The organism is Pseudomonas sp. FW305-70, from assembly GCF_058783925.1.
In genome coordinates this window covers 174301-192778 of the sequence record NZ_JBYSYZ010000006.1, presented here as the reverse complement: position 1 = coordinate 192778, position 18478 = coordinate 174301, and the positions used below count along the sequence as shown (strand labels likewise).

Annotated in this window: 16 protein-coding genes; 7 read left to right on the top strand and 9 right to left on the bottom strand. The window is 62.3% G+C overall.

The window, feature by feature from the left end:
• Positions 1–46 precede the first annotated feature (46 nt).
• The 5 genes from AC3WN7_RS07355 to AC3WN7_RS07335 all read left to right on the top strand — a co-directional run bounded on the left by AC3WN7_RS07355 (position 47) and on the right by AC3WN7_RS07335 (position 5244).
• Positions 47–1201 (top strand): NnrS family protein, encoded by a 1155-nt coding sequence (locus AC3WN7_RS07355; RefSeq protein WP_102673613.1) that lies wholly within the window; start codon positions 47–49, stop codon positions 1199–1201.
• A gap of 172 nt (positions 1202–1373) precedes the next feature.
• Positions 1374–1829 (top strand): (2Fe-2S)-binding protein, encoded by a 456-nt coding sequence (locus AC3WN7_RS07350; protein ID WP_102673612.1) that lies wholly within the window; start codon positions 1374–1376, stop codon positions 1827–1829.
• A 7-nt stretch (positions 1830–1836) separates the two neighbouring features.
• Positions 1837–4005, top strand: a complete 2169-nt coding sequence (locus AC3WN7_RS07345; protein ID WP_102673611.1) for a xanthine dehydrogenase family protein molybdopterin-binding subunit — start codon at positions 1837–1839, stop codon at positions 4003–4005.
• Position 4006: 1 nt separating this feature from the next.
• Positions 4007–4588 carry a hypothetical protein gene (locus AC3WN7_RS07340; RefSeq protein ID WP_102673610.1) on the top strand — a complete coding sequence of 194 codons (582 nt, stop codon included), beginning with the start codon at positions 4007–4009 and terminating at the stop codon, positions 4586–4588.
• Positions 4589–4662: 74 nt separating this feature from the next.
• Entirely contained in the window at positions 4663–5244 is a 582-nt protein-coding gene (locus tag AC3WN7_RS07335) for a GGDEF domain-containing protein (RefSeq protein ID WP_102673609.1), read from the top strand.
• Positions 5245–5365: 121 nt separating this feature from the next.
• Here the strand turns inward: AC3WN7_RS07335 and AC3WN7_RS07330 are convergent, their stop codons facing one another.
• Positions 5366–5791, bottom strand: a complete 426-nt coding sequence (locus tag AC3WN7_RS07330; RefSeq protein WP_015095381.1) for a VOC family protein — start codon at positions 5789–5791, stop codon at positions 5366–5368.
• A 113-nt stretch (positions 5792–5904) separates the two neighbouring features.
• Here AC3WN7_RS07330 and AC3WN7_RS07325 point away from each other — a divergent pair, with 113 nt between their 5' ends.
• Positions 5905–6765 (top strand): LysR family transcriptional regulator, encoded by an 861-nt coding sequence (locus AC3WN7_RS07325; RefSeq protein WP_102673608.1) that lies wholly within the window; start codon positions 5905–5907, stop codon positions 6763–6765.
• A 182-nt stretch (positions 6766–6947) separates the two neighbouring features.
• Here the strand turns inward: AC3WN7_RS07325 and fabI are convergent, their stop codons facing one another.
• The 8 genes from fabI to gloB form a co-directional block, all read right to left on the bottom strand.
• On the bottom strand, positions 6948–7742 hold the full coding sequence (fabI, locus tag AC3WN7_RS07320) for an enoyl-ACP reductase FabI (RefSeq protein WP_008028639.1): 795 nt from the start codon (positions 7740–7742) through the stop codon (positions 6948–6950).
• A 19-nt stretch (positions 7743–7761) separates the two neighbouring features.
• Positions 7762–9372, bottom strand: a complete 1611-nt coding sequence (locus AC3WN7_RS07315; RefSeq protein ID WP_095966988.1) for an ABC transporter ATP-binding protein — start codon at positions 9370–9372, stop codon at positions 7762–7764.
• A gap of 1 nt (position 9373) precedes the next feature.
• Positions 9374–10393 carry an ABC transporter permease gene (locus AC3WN7_RS07310; RefSeq protein WP_007979115.1) on the bottom strand — a complete coding sequence of 340 codons (1020 nt, stop codon included), beginning with the start codon at positions 10391–10393 and terminating at the stop codon, positions 9374–9376.
• Between the two features lies 1 nt (position 10394).
• Positions 10395–11468, bottom strand: coding sequence for a microcin C ABC transporter permease YejB (locus tag AC3WN7_RS07305; RefSeq protein ID WP_007979116.1), 1074 nt, complete (start codon positions 11466–11468; stop codon positions 10395–10397).
• A 4-nt stretch (positions 11469–11472) separates the two neighbouring features.
• Entirely contained in the window at positions 11473–13314 is a 1842-nt protein-coding gene (locus AC3WN7_RS07300) for an extracellular solute-binding protein (protein WP_102673607.1), read from the bottom strand.
• Positions 13311–15131, bottom strand: coding sequence for an extracellular solute-binding protein (locus AC3WN7_RS07295; RefSeq protein WP_409077333.1), 1821 nt, complete (start codon positions 15129–15131; stop codon positions 13311–13313). Before AC3WN7_RS07295 ends, AC3WN7_RS07300 begins: the two co-directional genes overlap by 4 nt.
• A 225-nt stretch (positions 15132–15356) precedes the next feature.
• On the bottom strand, positions 15357–16787 hold the full coding sequence (locus AC3WN7_RS07290; RefSeq protein ID WP_095966991.1) for a transglycosylase SLT domain-containing protein: 1431 nt from the start codon (positions 16785–16787) through the stop codon (positions 15357–15359).
• 99 nt (positions 16788–16886) lie between these two features.
• The gene (gene gloB / locus AC3WN7_RS07285; protein ID WP_095966992.1) at positions 16887–17654 is read right to left on the bottom strand and encodes a hydroxyacylglutathione hydrolase; all 768 of its coding nucleotides are present in this window, start codon (positions 17652–17654) and stop codon (positions 16887–16889) included.
• Between the two features lie 65 nt (positions 17655–17719).
• On the opposite strand from gloB, the gene AC3WN7_RS07280 reads away from it, so the two are divergent.
• Positions 17720–18478, top strand: coding sequence for a class I SAM-dependent methyltransferase (locus tag AC3WN7_RS07280; protein ID WP_095966993.1), 759 nt, complete (start codon positions 17720–17722; stop codon positions 18476–18478).

Sequence of the window (18478 nt, the reverse complement as noted above, 5' to 3'; positions counted from 1 at the left end):
CTCATAGATATCGCCAGAGCCCAAGCCTGCTCCGGGTGGTGGCTTGATGCGTAAGCTTGGCGCTGCAGCGCTTTTCAGTGTTGGTTTTCGCCCGTTCTTTCTGGCCGGAGCCGGGTTCGCCAGCCTCGCCGTGGCGGTCTGGGCAGTGTGGCTGTACGGCCGTTTACCCCAGGCGCAACCCGTGGGCGGCATGCTGGCCTGGCATCGACATGAAATGCCCTTCGGCTTTGCCGCGGCCATCATCGCCGGGTTCCTCCTGACCGCGGTGCCGAACTGGACAGGTCGACCGGGGCTCAAGGGCTGGCCGCTGATCGGCCTGGTGCTGGTGTGGCTGCTGGCGCGACTGGCCTGGTGGCTGCCGATGCCTGCATCCTTGCTGCTGGCCTTGCAGGTGCCTTTTCTGCCGCTGCTGGCATGGGCGTTGGGGCGCGACCTGGTGGCGGCGGGCAAGCGCGAGAATTATCCGATTCTGTTGATGGTGTCGCTGCTGGCCGGGTGTCAGGCATTGACGTTGCTGGGTTTAGCCGTTGATGACGGCAACCTGCAACGGCATGGCGTGCTGGCCGCCCTGTGGCTGGTCGGTGCGCTGATGAGTGTGATTGGCGGGCGGGTGATTCCGTTCTTTATCCAGCGCGGCTTGAGCCGCCCGGCAACAGCTGCGGCCCATCCGTTGCCGGGCAAGGTGTTGCTGGTCAGCGCCATGCTGGCGGCGCTGTCCTTTGCCGCCGGTTTGAATGACGTCCCCCGTGTGTGGCTGGCGCCGCTGTTTGCGTTGATCAGCGCTTTGCACCTGCTGCGCCTGTGGCGCTGGTATGACCGCGGCCTGTGGCGCGTGCCGCTGCTGTGGTCGCTGTACCTGGCTTACGCCTGGCTCGCCGCGGCGACACTGGCCATGGCGCTGTGGCACCTGGGCTGGCTGGCGCAACAAAGCCTGGCCACCCATTCGCTGGCCGTCGGCGGTATCGGCGGGTTGATTCTGGCGATGATCGCGCGGGTCAGCCTGGGGCATACCGGGCGTTTGCTGCAGCCCTCCGGAGCGGTCGTGGCGGGGTTTGTCCTGGTGTTGCTGGCGGGGGCGTGCCGGGTAGGGCTGGTGCCTTTTTCCGGTCTTGGATTGGCGCTGTCGGCGCTGTTGTGGTGTAGCGCTTTTGCGGTGTTTGTCTGGCGCTATACCGGGATCTTATTGGGGCCAAGGCTCTAGCGAAGGGTTCCAGGGCCGTCCATCGAGGCGGCCTTTGCATGACCGGTGGTCGATGCGCCAAGGTCTGGCGGCAAATCTGCGCTTAGCTGAAGGGATAACCCGAGGCGCGCGCAGGTTGTACAAGGCTGCAGCGACGCCCCTTCAGATCACCGTGAGTCTGAGGAACCGCGCCATGCTCACCCTGAACATCAATGGCCAGGATCAGGAGCTGGATGTCCCCGCCGACATGCCGTTGCTCTGGGTCTTGCGCGATGTCGCCCACCTCACCGGCACCAAGTTCGGTTGTGGCATGGCCCAATGTGGCGCCTGCACGGTGCACGTCGACGGCGCGCCGCTACGCGCCTGCATCACGCCAGCCACTGCCGTCGCCCATGGACAAAAGATTCTCACCATCGAAGGCCTGTCGGCGGACGGCTCGCACCCGGTGCAACAGGCCTGGGCGGAACTCGACGTGGTCCAGTGCGGTTACTGTCAGTGCGGGCAGATCATGTCGGCGGCGGCGCTGCTGGCGAAAATTCCCAAACCGACCGACAGCGACATCGATCAGGCGCTGTCCGGCAACATCTGCCGCTGCGGCACTTACCCGCGGATTCGCGCGGCGGTCAAGCGCGCCGCCGAGCTGGGTTGAGGTGGCCATGAACAGCATCAACGCGTTATCGCGCCGGGGTTTTCTCAAGGGCAGTGCTGTGCTGGGCGGTGGGCTGGTGGTGGCGTTTGTCATGCCCGGCGCCCACCGGTTCGCCATGGGCGCGGAGAATCAGGGCAAGGTGTTTGCGCCCAACGCTTTCCTGCGCATTGGCAATGACAACAGCGTCACCGTGTTGCTCGGCCATTCGGAAATGGGCCAGGGTATCTGGACCGGCCTGACCATGCTGATTGCCGAGGAACTGGACGCCGACTGGTCGAAGATCCGCGTCGAGCATTCCCCGGCATCGGCCGCCGATTACGGCATGCCCGGGTTTGGCGGGATGCAGATCACCGGCGGCTCGACCTCGACCTGGATGGAATTCGATCGCTATCGTCTGGCCGGCGCGGCGGCGCGCTTGATGTTGATCGATGCCGCGGCCAAGCGTTTCAACGTCGCTCCCTCGGCGATTCATACAGAGTCGGGCGTGGTGGTTGCCGGTGAGCATCGCGCCACCTACGGCGAGTTGGCCGATGACGCCGGACAGCTGTCACCGCCGGACCCGGCCTCGATCAAACTCAAGGACGCGAAAGACTGGCGGCTGATCGGTAAACCCACCCAGCGTCTGGACACACCGGAGAAAATCACCGGCCGGGCGAAGTTCGGCATGGACGTGCAGTTCGAGGGGCTGATGACGGCGATGGTCGCCCGTTCACCCACCTTCGGCGGCAGCGTCAAATCCTTTGAAGGCGCCGAGGCGCTGGCGATTCCCGGCGTGCACAAAGTGGTGCAAGTGCCGACGGGCATTGCGGTGATTGCCGATCATTACTGGGCGGCGAAGCTGGGGCGCGATGCGCTGAAAGTCGAGTGGAACCCGGGGCCGAACGCGGGGCTCAATAGCCAGGCGCTGCTGGAAAGCTTCCGCAAACTCGCCACCACCCCCGGCCTGAACGCCGGTCAGGCGGGCGATACCCAGGCTGCGCTGGCGAAAGCGGCCAAGACCATCGACGCCGAATACAGTGTGCCTTATCTGGCCCACGCGCCGATGGAGCCGCTTAACTGCACCGTGAGCATCAGCAAGGACAAGTGCGAAATCTGGACCGGCACCCAGTTCCAGACCCTGGACCAGATGGTCGCCGGGCAAATCACCGGGCTCAAACCCGAGCAGGTCGAGATCCATACCGAGTTTCTCGGCGGCGGCTTCGGGCGCCGGGCCAATCCGACCTCGGATTTCGTCAGCGAAGCGGTGCATGTCGCCAAGGCCGCCGGTGTGCCGGTGAAAACCGTGTGGGCACGGGAGGACGACATCCGTGGCGGCTATTACCGTTTGGCGTTCCTGCACCATGCGCGTATCGGGCTGGGCGCTGACGGCCTGCCGCTGGCCTGGAAGCATGTGATGGTCGGGCAGTCGATCATGGCCGGGACCTCGCTCGAAGCGAGCATGGTCAAGGACGGGATTGACAAGACCTCGGTCGAAGGCGTGGCCGACAGCCCCTACATCGGAGGGCTGGCCAATCACCAGATCGAATTGCACTCGCCACAAACCGGGATCAGCGTGTTGTGGCTGCGTTCGGTGGGCCATACCCACACCGCGTTTGTCATGGAGTCGCTGATCGATGAACTGGCGACGGCGGCGGGCAAGGATCCGCTGGAGTACCGGCGCACCTTGCTCAAGGACCATCCGCGCCACCTCGGTGTGTTGAACCTGGCGGTGGAGAAGGCCAACTGGAAGGCGCCGCTGCCCGATGGCCATGCCCTGGGTGTGGCGGTGCATGAATCCTTCGGCAGCTACGTGGCCCAGGTGGCCGAGGTGTCCCAGGACAACCTCGCCATCCGCGTGCACCGGGTGGTGTGTGCGGTGGATTGCGGCATTGCGGTCAACCCGCAGAGCATCGCCGCGCAAATGGAGTCGTGCATCACCTTTGGCCTGAGCTTCGCCTTGCACAGCAAGCTAACGCTCAAGGACGGGCAGGTGGTGCAGTCCAACTATCACGACTATCAGGTGCTGCGCCTCAATGAAATGCCGGTGGTCGAAGTGCATATCGTGCCCAGCAGCAACAAACCCGGTGGTATCGGCGAAGCCGGTGTGCCACCCACGGCGCCGGCGGTGGCCAACGCGGTGTTTGCCCTGACCGGGCAGCGCCTGCGCGAGCTGCCCTTGCAGCTGTCGGGGGTGTGAGATGAAACGTCATCACTGGTTGCTCGGGACGGTGATTCTGATCTGTCTTGTGGCCTACGCGTCGCATGTATTCGCCGATGACCGCGAGGCCTTGCAGGCGTTCGACACCGTGCAGAAGGTCTTCCAGAGCCCGCGTTGCCAGAACTGCCACATTCCCGGGGATTCGCCGCTGCAATTCGATGCCGGCGTGCCCCACGCCATGAATGTCGTGCGTGGCATGGACGGCAAGGGCGCGGCCGGGTTGCCCTGTGCAACCTGCCATGCGCAAAGCAATCCACCGGCCAGCTATGGTCCTCATGCGCCGCCCGGGGCGCCACACTGGAGCCTGCCGCCGGCAGCGCAGCGGATGGCCTGGATCGGTCTGCCGGCCGACCGTCTGTGCGCGATGATCAAGGATCGCACCGGCAACGGCGACCGGGACTTCGCCGCGCTGATCAAGCACGTCAGCGACGACAAACTGGTGCTGTGGGGCTGGAACCCGGGCGGCAATCGCGCGCCGGTGCCGGTGCCGCACGACATCTTCGTCAGCCAATTCAAACGCTGGGTAGACGCAGGAGGGCCGTGCCCGGTGGCGGGTAGCTGACCAACGGCACGCTTGCAGGGAGTCAATGCGGGTATGGGCGACTCTAAAGTGCATACCAGCAATGGGAGTGAACGATGTTGATCTCAGGCAAAACGGGCAAATCGGGCCGTTCCGCGAGCCCGTTGCTCACGCCACAGCAAGAACGGGAGCGGCTGCGTGAAATGGCGCGCCAGGCCGAGCGAGAGCTGGCGGGTGTGCAAATGGCAAGCATGGATGAGCTGACGCTGCTGTCCAACCGCCATGGCTTCACCGCGCTGGCCCGACTCGGGCTGGAGGCTTGCCGGGCGCTGGAGACGCCGGCGACGCTGCTGTACTTCTCCCTCGATGAGTTCAAGCGCATCAGCTATCTGTATGGCCGGGCCAAAGGTGACGATGCGCTCAAGACCTTCGCCGATGTCCTGCGTATCGGGTTTCGAGAAAACGATGTGGTCGGCCGGCTCGAAGGCGACCGCTTCGTGGCGCTGCTGACCGGGTCTGGCAGCGTGGAGACCGGGGCGATCAAGGCGCGACTCAATGAGATACTCGATGAGCGCAACGCTGCGGCGCATCGCAGTTATGACATTCACTTCAGCGTCGTGCAGGTCGAATATGACCCGGTTGTTCATGGCTCGATTGAGGAGCTGCTGGAGGAGGCCGAGAGTGTGATGAGTCGTTAGTATCAGGCTGGCTGGGCGGGCCCAATCGCGAGCAGGCTCGCTCCCACATTGACCGGCGTTGGCCACCCACTAACCCCTGTGGGAGCGAGCCTGCTCGCGAAGGCGTCCTGACAGACGCCACCTATTTGGCAAACAACTGCCCAATATCCTTGAACGCCTTGAACTCCAGCGCATTCCCGCAAGGATCGAACAGAAACATCGTCGCCTGTTCCCCCACCAGCCCCTGAAAACGGATCCCCGGCTCAATCACGAAGCGAGTTCCCAGCGACTTTAGCCGCTCGGCCAGCGCTTCCCACTCCGCCATCCCGAGCACCACGCCAAAATGCGGCACCGGCACATCGTGGCCATCGACGGCGTTGGTGTGGGCTGCTTCTTGCGAAGGGTTTTTCGGCGCCAGGTGAATCACCAGTTGATGGCCAAAAAAATTGAAATCGACCCAATGGTCGCTCGACCGACCTTCTTCCAGGCCAAACACCGCGCCATAGAAGTGCCGGGCGGCGGGCAAGTCGTAGACCGGAATGGCCAGGTGAAAAGGGGAGAGCTGCATCGGGCGAACCTCGTTGGTGGGTGGGCGTGGGTTGAGTTTAGTCCTGTGCTTTTTGATTGAAAGACGATAATTTTTGCGTCGAGCTCAAATAATTTCGATCAATCGAGGCCGCCATGCTGCGAGAACTGAAAACCTTTGTCGCCGTGGCGCGTCACGGCACGTTCGCCGCGGCCGGTATGCACATCGGCCTGACGCAGTCGGCCGTCAGCGCGCAGATTCGCAATCTGGAACAGGCCCTGGGCATCCGTCTGTTCGACCGTACCGGCCGCCAGGCGCTGCTCAATGCGGCGGGGCAGCGTGCATTGCCGATGGCCAGGGAAATGCTCGAGACCTTCAGCCGCATGGCGGTCAGTGACGATGTCAGCGAGTACCGTGGCGAGTTGAAAATCGGCGCGGTGGCGACCGCCCAGACCGGGCTGCTGCCCCAGGCGCTGCTGCGATTGCGCCAGCAGGCGCCCTTGCTGGAGCCCAAACTGGTGCCGGGTGTGTCACTGAACCTGCTGAGTCAGGTGGACACCGGAGAAGTGGATCTGGCGATCCTGATCAAGCCGCCATTCGAGTTGCCCAAGGAGTTGTCCGCGCAGGTGATACGCCGGGAGCCGTTCGTGCTGATCGTACCGGCGGACCAGGACGGCGATGATCCGTTGCAACTGCTCGCCGAGCACCCGCATGTGCGTTACGACCGCAATTCATTTGGCGGGCGACTGGTGACGCGGTTCTTGCGCGAACAGCAGATCGAGGTGCTCGGGGCGCTGGAGCTGGATGAGCTGGAGGCCATTGTCAAAATGGTTGAGTGTGGGTTGGGGATTTCGTTGTTGCCGCAGGCGGGGTTGTGGCTTGAGCATGGGGCCGGGGTGCGAGTCATTCCCTTGGGCGAGTTGACGTTCTATCGGGAGATTGTGTTGTTGCAGCGCTATAGTCAGCGGACTCAGCCGATTCAGCAGTTGTTCGCCCAATGCCTGACACAACTCTAACCCTGTAGGAGCGAGCTTGCTCGCGAAGGTCGTTAACGATAACGCGCAGTCTGGATGAACGCGGCGTGCCCGGGTTTTTCGCGAGCAAGCTCGCTCCTACAGGGGGCGGCTGCATCGGCCGGGGAAATCACAGGCATAAAAAACCCGCCAAAAAGAGGCGGGTTTTTCAGGCTGACCGAAGATTACTCTTCGAGGCTGCCCATGGCCGTGGTGTTGAAGCCACCGTCCACGTACATGATTTCACCGCTGATGCCGGACGCCAGGTCCGAGCACAGGAAGGCGCCGGCATTGCCGACTTCTTCGATGGTGACGTTGCGGCGCAGCGGGGTTTGCGCTTCGTTGGCGGCCAGCATCTTGCGGAAGTTCTTGATGCCGGAGGCGGCGAGGGTACGGATCGGGCCTGCCGATACGCAGTTGACGCGAGTACCGTCCGGGCCCAGGGAGCCGGCCAGGTAACGTACGCCGGCTTCCAGGGAAGCCTTGGCCATGCCCATCACGTTGTAGTTCGGCATGGTGCGCTCGGCGCCCAGGTACGACAGGGTCAGCAGGCTGCCGTTGCGGCCTTTCATCATTTCGCGGCCGGCCTTGGCCAGGGCCACGAAGCTGTAGGCGCTGATGTCGTGAGCGATGCGGAAACCTTCACGGGTGGTGGCTTCGGTGAAGTCGCCGTCCAGTTGGTCGCCCGGGGCGAAGCCCACGGAGTGCACGATGCAGTCCAGGCCGTCCCACTTCTTGCCCAGCTCAACGAAGACCTTGGCGATTTCTTCATCGCTGGCTACGTCGCACGGGAAGCACAGGTCAGGGTTGGAGCCCCAGCTCTGTGCGAACTCTTCGACACGACCCTTGAGTTTGTCGTTCTGATAAGTGAAGGCAAGCTCAGCGCCCTCGCGATGCATGGCGGCAGCAATGCCGGATGCGATGGACAGCTTGCTGGCGACACCGACGATCAGTACGCGCTTACCGGCGAGAAAACCCATGTGTTGCTCCTCTTTCAGGTTATTGCGCAGTGGCCGGAGCCAAAAAAGCGGCTTCCAGCAACTGCTGTGTATACGGATGTTGGGGGGCGGCAAAAATGCTTTGCGCGTCTCCCTGTTCGACCACTTGGCCATGCTTGACCACCATCAACTGGTGGCTCAGCGCTTTCACCACAGCCAGGTCATGGCTGATAAACAGATACGTCAGGTTGTACTTGGTTTGCAGCGAACGCAAAAGCTCCACTACCTGGCGTTGAACCGTGCGGTCGAGGGCCGAAGTCGGCTCGTCCAGCAAAATCAACGCCGGTTTTAACACCAATGCCCGGGCAATGGCGATTCTCTGCCGTTGCCCGCCGGAAAATTCGTGGGGGTAGCGGTGCCGGGTGTCCGGATCCAGGCCTACCTCCTTGAGTGCTGCAATGATCGCTTGTTCCTGTTGCGCCTCGGTGCCCATCTTGTGGATCCGCAGGCCTTCGCCAACGATGTCGTTCACGCACATCCGTGGGCTCAGGCTGCCGAACGGGTCCTGAAACACCACTTGCATCTCCCGCCGCAACGGCCGGACCTGTTGCTGTGTCAGGCTGTCCAGCGGCTGGCCCTCAAAGCGAATGGCGCCTTTGCTGGCGATCAACCGCAAAATGGCCAGGCCCAGGGTCGATTTGCCGGAACCGCTTTCACCCACTATCCCCAGGGTCTGGCCCTGGGGCAGGCTGAAGTTGATGCCGTCGACCGCCTTGACGTAATCCACCGTGCGCTTGAGCAAGCCTTTCTTGATCGGAAACCAGACTTTCAGGTCCTCGACCGCCAGCAAGGGCGGGCCGATCACGTTGCTGGCAGGCTTGCCGCCAGGCTCCGCTGCCAGCAGTTCCCGAGTGTACGGATGCTGCGGCGCGCGGAACAATTCTTCGCACGATGCCTGTTCGACGATGCAACCTTGCTGCATGACACATACGCGATGCGCAATTCTTTGCACAAGGTTCAAATCGTGGCTGATCAGCAGCAGCGCCATGCCCAGGCGGGCCTGCAATTGCTTGAGCAATTCGAGGATTTTCAGCTGAACGGTCACGTCCAGCGCGGTGGTCGGCTCGTCGGCGATCAGCAGTTCCGGTTCGTTGGCCAGGGCCATGGCGATCATTACCCGCTGACGCTGGCCGCCGGACAATTCGTGGGGCAGGGCCTTGAGGCGCTTGTGCGGCTCGGGGATGCCGACCATCTCCAGCAGTTCCAGGGTGCGTTTGGTCGCGACCTTGCCGCTCAGGCCCTTGTGGATGCCCAGCACCTCGTTGATCTGCTTTTCGATCGAGTGCAGCGGGTTGAGCGAGGTCATCGGCTCCTGGAAGATCATTGCAATCCGGTTGCCACGGATGTGGCGGATGGTTTTTTCCTTCAGGTCCAGCAGGTTCTGCCCGGAATACTCGATGGTGCCGGAGGGATGGCGGGCGAGCGGGTAGGGCAGCAGGCGCAGGATCGAATGCGCGGTCACCGATTTACCGGAACCGCTCTCGCCGACCAGGGCCAGGGTTTCGCCGCGCCTGATGTCGAAGCTGACGCCTTCGACGGCCCGCTGACAACGATTGCCGACGACAAACTCGACGGACAGGTTGCGCACTTCGATCAGATTGTCCTGATTCATTTCACTTCCTCGGGTCGAAGGCATCGCGAGCGGATTCGCCGATGAACACCAGCAGGCTCAACATCAGGGCCAGCACCGCAAAGGCGCTGATGCCCAGCCAGGGCGCCTGCAGGTTGGATTTGCCCTGGGCCACCAGTTCACCCAGCGACGGGCTGCCCGCCGGCAGACCGAAACCGAGGAAGTCCAGGGCGGTCAATGTGCCGATGGCGCCGGTGAGGATGAATGGCATGAAGGTCATGGTCGAGACCATCGCGTTGGGCAGGATATGGCGGAACATGATCGCACCGTTCTGCATGCCCAGGGCGCGGGCAGCGCGTACGTATTCCAGGTTGCGCCCGCGCAGGAATTCGGCGCGCACCACGTCCACCAGGCTCATCCACGAGAACAGCAGCATGATCCCCAGCAGCCACCAGAAGTTGGGTTGCACGAAGCTGGCAAGGATGATCAGCAGGTACAGCACCGGCAGCCCGGACCAGATCTCCAGGAAGCGCTGCCCGGCCAGGTCCACCCAGCCGCCGTAAAAACCCTGCAAGGCGCCAGCGATCACGCCGATGATCGAGCTGAGCACGGTCAGGGTCAGGGCGAACAGCACCGAAATGCGGAAACCGTAGATCACCCGGGCCAGCACGTCGCGGCCCTGATCGTCGGTGCCCAGCAGGTTGTCCGTCGAGGGCGGGGCCGGGGCCGGGACTTTCAGGTCGTAGTTGATGCTCTGGTAGCTGTAGGGAATGGGCGCCCAGAGCACCCAGGCGTCCTTGGCCTTGAGCAGTTCGCGGATGTACGGGCTCTTGTAGTTGGCTTCCAGCGGAAACTCGCCGCCGAAGGTGGTTTCCGGGTAGCGCTTGAGCGCCGGGAAGTACCAGTTGTTGTCGTAATGCACCGCCAGCGGCTTGTCGTTGGCGATCAGCTCGGCGCCGAGGCTTGCGCCAAACAGGATCAGGAACAGCCACAGCGACCACCAGCCACGCTTGTTGGCCTTGAACAGTTCGAAGCGCCGGCGATTGAGAGGGGACAGGTTCATCTCAATGCTCCCGGCTTTCGAAGTCGATACGCGGATCGACAAAGGTGTAGGTAAGGTCGCCGATCAGTTTCACCACCAGCCCCAGCAACGTGAAGATGAACAGCGTGCCGAACACCACCGGGTAATCGCGGTTGATCGCCGCTTCGAAACTCATCAGGCCCAGGCCGTCGAGGGAGAAGATCACCTCCACCAGCAGCGAGCCGGTGAAGAAGATACCGATGAAGGCTGAAGGGAAACCGGCGATCACCAGCAGCATGGCGTTGCGGAACACATGGCCGTACAGCACGCGGTGGTTGGTCAGGCCCTTGGCCCTGGCGGTGATCACGTACTGCTTGTTGATCTCGTCGAGGAAGCTGTTTTTGGTCAGCAGGGTCATGGTCGCGAAGTTGCCGATCACCAGCGCGGTCACCGGCAGCGCCAGGTGCCAGAAGTAGTCGAGGATCTTGCCGCCCATGCTCAGCTCATCGAAGTTGTTCGAGGTCAGCCCGCGCAACGGGAACCAGTCCAGATAGCTGCCGCCGGCGAATACCACGATCAACAGGATGGCGAACAGGAACGCCGGGATCGCGTAGCCGACGATGATCGCCGAACTGGTCCAGACGTCGAAATGGCTGCCGTGTCGCGTGGCCTTGGCGATCCCCAGCGGGATCGACACCAGGTACATGATCAGGGTGCTCCACAGACCGAGGGAGATCGACACCGGCATCTTTTCCTTGATCAGGTCGATGACCTTGGCGTCGCGAAAGAAGCTGTCGCCAAAATCCAGCGACGCATAGTTCTTGACCATGATCCACAAGCGTTCCGGCGCCGATTTGTCGAAGCCGTACATGTGCTCGATTTCCTTGATCAGCGCCGGGTCCAGGCCCTGGGCGCCGCGATAGGCCGAGCCTGCCACCGAGACTTCGGCACCGCCGCCGGCGATGCGGCTGGTGGCGCCTTCGAAGCCTTCGAGCTTGGCGATCATCTGTTCCACCGGCCCGCCCGGGGCGGCCTGGATGATCACGAAATTGATCAGCAAGATGCCGAACAGCGTCGGAATGATCAGCAACAGTCGACGAAAAATGTACGCCAGCATCTGATTACTCCGTGCCCGCAGGATCGGCCTGCAGTATGGTTTCGACTTCTATCGCCGGCTTGATGTCGGGCTTGACCCACCAGGTGGCCGTGCCGATGTCGTACTTGGGCGAGACCTTCGGGTGGCCGAGGTGGTTCCAGTACGCCACGCGCCAGGTCTTGATGTGCCAGTTGGGTATTACGTAATAGCCCCATTGCAGAACGCGGTCCAGCGCGCGGGCATGGGCCACCAGGCTTTTGCGCGATTCGGCGTTGATCAGTTGCTCGACCAGTTGATCGACCACCGGATCTTTGAGGCCCATGGAATTGCGGCTGCCGGGTTTGTCGGCGGCGGCCGACATCCAGAATTCCCGTTGTTCGTTACCCGGTGAGCTGGACTGCGGGAAGCTGCCGACGATCATGTCGAAGTCCCGGGAGCGCACGCGGTTGATGTACTGCGAGACGTCGACCCGGCGGATCACCAGGTCGATACCCAGGTCGCTCAGGTTGCGCTTGAACGGCAGCAGCACCCGTTCGAATTCGGTCTGGGCCAACAGGAATTCGATGACCACCGGCTTGCCGGTGGCGTCGACCATTTTGTCATCGACGATGCGCCAGCCGGCCTCCTGCAGCAGTTGATAGGCTTGCCGTTGCTGGGCGCGGATCATGCCGCTGCCGTCGGTGCTCGGGTTCTGGAAGGCTTCGCTGAACACCTGCGGCGGCAGCTTGGCGCGGAACGGCTCGAGGATCGCCACCTGCTCGGCGTCAGGCAGGCCGGTGGCAGCCATTTCCGAGTTCTCGAAGTAACTGCGGGTACGCACATAGGCCCCGTTGAACAGTTGCTTGTTGGTCCATTCGAAATCCAGCAACAGCGACAGGGCCTGGCGCACACGCACATCCTGGAACACCGGGCGACGCATATTGAACACGAAGCCTTGCATGCCGGTCGGGTTGCCGTTGGGAATCTGCTCCTTGACCAGTCGGCCCTCGGTGACCGCCGGGATGTTGTAGGCGTTGGCCCAGTTCTTCGCGGTCATCTCCAGCCAGTAGTCGAACTGCCCGGCCTTGAGCGCTTCCAGGGCCACGGTGTTGTCGCGGTAGTAATCGGTGGTCATCACGTCGAAGTTATAGAAACCGCGATTGACCGGCAGGTCCTTGCCCCAGTAGTCCTTGACTCGCTCGTAGCGCACCGAGCGCCCGGCCTTCACTTCGCTGACCTTGTAGGGGCCGCTGCCCAACGGGATTTCAAGGTTGCCCTTGTTGAAGTCGCGGTCGGCCCACCAATGCTTGGGCAGCACCGGCAACTGGCCGAGGATCAGCGGCAGCTCGCGGTTGTTGGTGTGCTTGAACTTGAACAGCACGGTCAACGAGTCTTCGGCGATCACATCGGCCACGTCATTGTAGTAACCGCGGTACATCGGTGCGCCGTCCTTGGTCAGCATCTGGAAGCTGAACACCACGTCTTCGGCGCGTACCGGATGACCGTCATGGAAGCGCGCTTCGGGGCGCAGGTAGAAGCGCACCCAGCCGTTGTCCGGGGCTTTCTCGATCAGCCGGGCGATCAGGCCGTACTCGGTGAACGGCTCGTCCAGGCCTTGCTTGGCCAGGGTGTCGTAGATGATGCCGATATCATCCGCCGGCACGCCTTTGCTGATGAACGGGTTGAGGCTGTCGAAGCCACCGAACCCGGCCTGGCGGAAGATCCCGCCCTTGGGCGCGTCGGGATTGACGTAGTCGAAGTGCTTGAAGTCGGCCGGGTATTTCGGCGGCTCGTTGTACAGGGTCACTGCATGTTGCGGGGCGGCGCAGGCCAGCCCGGCGAACAACAGGCCGCCGGCCTGCAGCAGCAGGGTGCGGATGGGGTTCATTGATCTTTCTCCGAAGATTTCAGCCACCACGCATTCAGGCCCAGGGTATAAGGCGGCGTGGTGACAAAGGCGAGCCGGTTACGGTACGCCAGACGGTGATAATTGAGGTACCAGTTGGGAACGATGTAGTGCTGCCACAGCAGCACGCGGTCCAGGGCCTTGCCGGCGGCGACTTGCTGGTCACGGGTCTGGGCGGCCAGCAACTGTTCGAGCAGATGGTCGACCACCGGGTTGGCAATGCCGGCGTAGTTCTTGCTGCCCTTGACCCCGGCCTGGCTGGAGTGAAAGTACTGCCATTGTTCCAGGCCCGGGCTTAGGGTCTGGTTGAGGGTCATCAGGATCATATCGAAATCGAACTGGTCGAGGCGCTGCTTGTATTGCGCGCGATCGACCGTGCGCAGTCGCGCATCGATGCCGATGCTGGCGAGGTTCTCGACGTAGGGCTGGAGGATGCGTTCCAGGTTCGGGTTGACCAGCAACAGCTCCAGGCGCAAGGGTCGGCCTGCGGCGTTTTGCAGGTGCTGGCCATTGAGCTTCCAGCCGGCTTCGGCGAGCAGGCCGAGGGCTTTGCGCAAGGTCTCCCGGGGGATGCCGCGGCCATCGGTCTGCGGCAGGCTGAATGGCTCGGTAAAGAGCCTGGCCGGCAGTTGTTCACGGTAGGGCTTGAGCAACAGCCATTCATGCCCGACCGGCAAGCCGCCGGCCGAGAACTCGCTGTTGGGGTAATAGCTCATGGCGCGTTTGTAGGCACCGCTGAACAGTGCACGGTTGGTCCATTCAAAGTTGAACATCAGCCCCAGTGCTTCACGGACCCTGGCATCCGAGAAAGTCGGTCGGCGGCCGTTCATGAACAGGCCCTGGGTCTGGGTCGGGATCTGGTGGGGAATCTGTGCCTTGATCACATCACCACGGCGTAGGGCGGGGAAGTTGTAGCCGGTGTCCCAGTTCTTCGCCTGATGCTCGATATAGATGTCGAATTCACCGGCCTTGAACGCTTCGAACGCGACGTCGCTGTCGCGGTAGAACTCGACTTCCATGCGGTCGACGTTGTACTTGCCGCGATTGACCGACAGGTCCTTGCCCCAGTAATCCTTGACCCGTTCGAAGACGATCTGGCGTCCTGGCGTGACCGACGTGATGCGGTACGGCCCGCTGCCCAGTGGCGGTTCGAACGTGGTGGCCTTGAAGTCACGGCCCCTCCAGTAGTGCTGTGGCAACACCGGCATTTCGCCCAGGCGCAGGATCAGCAGCGGATTGCCGGCGCGCTTGAACACGAAACGGATGCGCTGGGGGTTGAGGATGTCGACCCGCAGCACCTCCTGAAGGTTGGTGCGGTACAACGGATGCCCTTCCTTGAGCAGCGTGCGGTAGGAGAACGCAACGTCGAAGGCGGTAATCGGCGTGCCGTCATGGAAGCGTGCTTCAGGACGCAGGTTGAACACCACCCAACTGCGGTCCTCGCTGAACTCCACCGACTGGGCGATCAGGCCATAGCTGGACGCGGGCTCGTCACCCGACGGCGCGTACTGCCCGGTGCCGACCATCAGCGGTTCGTTGAGTTCGTTGATGCCGTATTGCAGGAAGTTCGGCGTGGTGACCGGGCTGGTGCCCTTGAAGGTGTACGGGTTGAGCGTATCGAAGGTGCCAAACGCCATCACCCGCAACGTACCGCCTTTGGGCGCTTGCGGGTTGACCCAGTCGAAGTGGGTAAATCGGGCCGGGTACTTGAGCGTGCCGAACTGCGCATAACCATGGCTTTCGCTGATCGTCGCGCTTGCGGTGGAGCTCAAGGCCAGGCTGATCAGGAGCAGGGGCAGGGGACGCTTCAAATAGGAGATCCGATCCAGGCGGCTTGGGCTTTGTGGACCGTACAGTAACAGCTTGTATGGACAGGAAAAAGACGGGGGATTTGGGCGGTCGCAATCCTGTAGGAGCGAGCTTGCTCGCGATGGTGGTCAACGATGACGCGGGGCGCCTGAATCAACTCGGTGCCCTTGGGTTTTTCGCGAGCAATCGAACGTCGACCGGCTGCTCCTACAGTTTTAGTGCGGATTGGCCACCGTCAACATCTGGCCGGGCTTCAGCGCCTGGCCGACACGAGGATTCCAGCGCTTGAGGTGCTGCATCTCGACGTTGAAGCGCTTGGCCACGATGTACAGCGAGTCACCTTGCTGGACCTTGTACTTGGTCTGCTGCTTTTTGGAGTTGGCGGCAATCACGGTGTTGACGCGCCCGGAGCTGCGTTTGCTGTTGTCCTGCATCACCAGGGTCTGGCCGGGCTTGAGATTCTTGCCGGTCAGTTTGTTCCAGCGTTGCAGGTCCTTCACGTCAACGTTGTTGGCCTTGGCGATGGAGCCGAGGTTGTCCCCCCGCTTGACCCGGTAGGACCGCCTGGCGCTGGCGACCTGGGTGTCATCGGCACCTTCGAAGACCGGCTTGAGCGATTTCTTGCTGATCAACTCTTCAGGACGCATGGTCTGCAGGCTGCTGGTCAGCAGTTGCGCCTTGGAGGTCGGCACCAGCAGGTGCTGCGGGCCGTCGATGGTGGTGCGCTGCTTGAAGGCCGGGTTGAGCTGGAACAGTTCGTCTTCGTCGATGTTGGCGACTTCAGCAACCTTGGAGAGGTCCATGCGCTGGTTGATTTCGACGACCTGGAAATAGGGTTCGTTGGCGATCGGGTTGAGGTTCACGCCGTAGGCTTCCGGCGCCATCACCACTTGCGACAGCGCCAGCAACTTCGGCACGTAGGCCTGGGTTTCGGAGGGCAGTGGCAGGTTCCAGTAATCGGTTGGCAGACCGAGACGCTCGTTGCGCTCGATGGCCCGGCTGACGGTGCCTTCACCGGCGTTGTAGGCCGCCAGGGCCAGCATCCAGTCGCCGTTGAACATGTCGTGCAGGCGGGTCAGGTAATCCAGCGCGGCGGTGGTCGACGCGGTGATGTCGCGGCGGCCATCATAGAAACGGGTCTGGCGCAGGTTGAAGTAACGCCCGGTGGACGGGATGAACTGCCAAAGACCCACCGCGTTGGCCCGGGAATAGGCCATCGGGTTGTAGGCACTCTCAATCACTGGCAGCAGGGCCAGTTCCAGCGGCATGTTGCGTTCTTCAAGGCGCTCGACGATGTAGTGAATGTAGAGGCTGCCACGTTCACCGGCGTTTTCGAGGAAAGACGGATTGCTGGCGAACCACAGGCGCTGCTGCTCGATACGCGGGTTGACACCCAGCCCGTCCTGCAACTGGAAGCCCTGGCGCATTCGCTCCCAGACGTCCTGTGGAATTTGCGGGCTGGGCTTTTCGCTGAGCCAGACCGGCTTCTGCTTGGCGCGCGCGGCGATGTTCTGCGTGTGCGCCGCATCGGTCTGCGGCGCATGGCTGGAACAGCCCGCCAGGGTGGCGGACACAGCCACCGCAATGGCTTGAGCCAGGCGGGTCAATGCGTCGGAACTGATGGCTTTGCGAATAGGTGACGACATTGGCTGGAAGTAAGTTCCGGGCAAAAATGTCGGGCGATTCTAGAAAGCGCACCCTGCGCGGTCAACCTTTCAGAATTGTTACAGCCTTTGGGGACCCCTTTAGAACGTGTCTTTCCAAGCGCGAAGCGCAGCAAAAACCATATCGGGCGCCGAGTTATCGGTGCCGGTCCGTTCGTCCGCTTTTTCTTTAACGGATGTTTCACCGGCGCGCAAAAACGGGTTTGTCAGCTTTTCCAGTGCCAGTGTCGACGGCAGCGTCATGATCCCGGATTCCCGTTGGCGGGTGACTTTGGCCAGGCGTTCGGCCGTATCCGGATTGTTCGGTTCGACGGCTGCGGCAAACTTCAGATTGCTCAGGGTGTATTCGTGGGTGCAGTAGACCAGCGTGTCTTCCGGCAACTCCGCGAGACGTGTCAGCGAGCTGTACATTTGCTGTGGCGTGCCTTCGAACAACCGCCCGCAACCGGCGGCAAACAGGGTGTCGCCGCAGAACAGCAAGCCGTGATGGTAATAGGCGATATGGCCCAGGGTGTGGCCGGGGACCGCGAAGATATCGAAGTCCAGCCCGAGCACGCTGATGCGCTCGTTGTCCTTGAGCGCTACGTCCCGCGCCGGGATCTTTTCGCTGGCCGGACCATAGACTTTCGCGTCCGTCGCTTTTTTCAGCTGTTCGACCCCGCCGACGTGGTCATGATGGTGGTGAGTGATCAAAATATCACTCAGTACCCAGCCCGGATTGGCCGCAAGCCAGGCATGTACCGGGGCGGCATCACCCGGGTCGACCACCGCGCAGCGTTTGCTGCGGTGGTCTTGTAACAACCAGATGTAGTTGTCGGTGAAGGCGGGCAGGGCTGTGATCTGTATCATCGTCGGATTCGCCAAGCGGAAAACAATGGCGCATCTTAGAACTTCCTGGCGCGTTGGAGAATGCAATGACTGATAAAGCGTTCGCACAGGCTGATCCTGACTGGCTGGCGTTGATCAGCGCCGCCCGCGAGTGGCTGGAAGGTCCGATCGGGCAATTCCTGCTGGACGAAGAGCGTCGCATGCTCGAAGACGAGCTCGGGCGGTTCTTTGGTGGCTATCTGGTGCATTACGGTCCCTCGGCCCAGACCCCGCCATCAGCGCCGCAGGTGCAGCGCAACGTACGCCTTGGCGCGCCGTTGCCGGGGGTCGAGATCGTCTGTGAAGAACAGGCCTGGCCGCTGAGCGAGCACGCTGCCGACGTGGTGGTGTTGCAGCATGGCCTGGATTTCTGCCTGTCGCCCCACGGTTTGCTTCGCGAAGCGGCAAGCAGCGTGCGCCCCGGCGGGCATTTGCTGATCATCGGCATCAATCCCTGGAGCAGTTGGGGCCTGCGGCATGTGTTTGCCCAGGATGGGCTGCGCAAGGCGCGCTGCATTTCGCCGTCACGGGTTGCGGACTGGCTGAACCTGCTGGGCTTCGCGCTGGAGAAACGCCGCTTCGGGTGCTATCGTCCGCCGCTTGCGTCTGCGGCGTGGCAGACCCGCCTGGCCGGATGGGAGCGCAAGGCCGGTGACTGGCAACTGTCGGGCGGCGGCTTCTATTTATTGGTGGCGCGCAAGATCGTGGTGGGTCTGCGACCGGTCCGTCAGGAGCGGCGCGAGCCGATGGGCAAGTTGATTCCTTTGCCGATGGCCAAGGTCAACCGTCGCAACATCGAACCGTAA

Excerpts from the sequence above, each read along its gene's own strand:
- AC3WN7_RS07300 (WP_102673607.1), bottom strand. The coding sequence starts at position 13,314 with ATGAACCCCATCCGCACCCTGCTGCTGCAGGCCGGCGGCCTGTTGTTC.
- AC3WN7_RS07340 (WP_102673610.1), top strand. The coding sequence starts at position 4,007 with ATGAAACGTCATCACTGGTTGCTCGGGACGGTGATTCTGATCTGTCTT.
- AC3WN7_RS07315 (WP_095966988.1), bottom strand. The coding sequence starts at position 9,372 with ATGAATCAGGACAATCTGATCGAAGTGCGCAACCTGTCCGTCGAGTTT.
- AC3WN7_RS07325 (WP_102673608.1), top strand. The coding sequence starts at position 5,905 with ATGCTGCGAGAACTGAAAACCTTTGTCGCCGTGGCGCGTCACGGCACG.
- AC3WN7_RS07345 (WP_102673611.1), top strand. The coding sequence starts at position 1,837 with ATGAACAGCATCAACGCGTTATCGCGCCGGGGTTTTCTCAAGGGCAGT.
- AC3WN7_RS07280 (WP_095966993.1), top strand. The coding sequence starts at position 17,720 with ATGACTGATAAAGCGTTCGCACAGGCTGATCCTGACTGGCTGGCGTTG.
- AC3WN7_RS07330 (WP_015095381.1), bottom strand. The coding sequence starts at position 5,791 with ATGCAGCTCTCCCCTTTTCACCTGGCCATTCCGGTCTACGACTTGCCC.
- AC3WN7_RS07335 (WP_102673609.1), top strand. The coding sequence starts at position 4,663 with ATGTTGATCTCAGGCAAAACGGGCAAATCGGGCCGTTCCGCGAGCCCG.
- AC3WN7_RS07305 (WP_007979116.1), bottom strand. The coding sequence starts at position 11,468 with ATGCTGGCGTACATTTTTCGTCGACTGTTGCTGATCATTCCGACGCTG.
- AC3WN7_RS07290 (WP_095966991.1), bottom strand. The coding sequence starts at position 16,787 with ATGTCGTCACCTATTCGCAAAGCCATCAGTTCCGACGCATTGACCCGC.
- AC3WN7_RS07350 (WP_102673612.1), top strand. The coding sequence starts at position 1,374 with ATGCTCACCCTGAACATCAATGGCCAGGATCAGGAGCTGGATGTCCCC.
- AC3WN7_RS07310 (WP_007979115.1), bottom strand. The coding sequence starts at position 10,393 with ATGAACCTGTCCCCTCTCAATCGCCGGCGCTTCGAACTGTTCAAGGCC.
- fabI (WP_008028639.1), bottom strand. The coding sequence starts at position 7,742 with ATGGGTTTTCTCGCCGGTAAGCGCGTACTGATCGTCGGTGTCGCCAGC.
- AC3WN7_RS07355 (WP_102673613.1), top strand. The coding sequence starts at position 47 with ATGCGTAAGCTTGGCGCTGCAGCGCTTTTCAGTGTTGGTTTTCGCCCG.
- gloB (WP_095966992.1), bottom strand. The coding sequence starts at position 17,654 with ATGATACAGATCACAGCCCTGCCCGCCTTCACCGACAACTACATCTGG.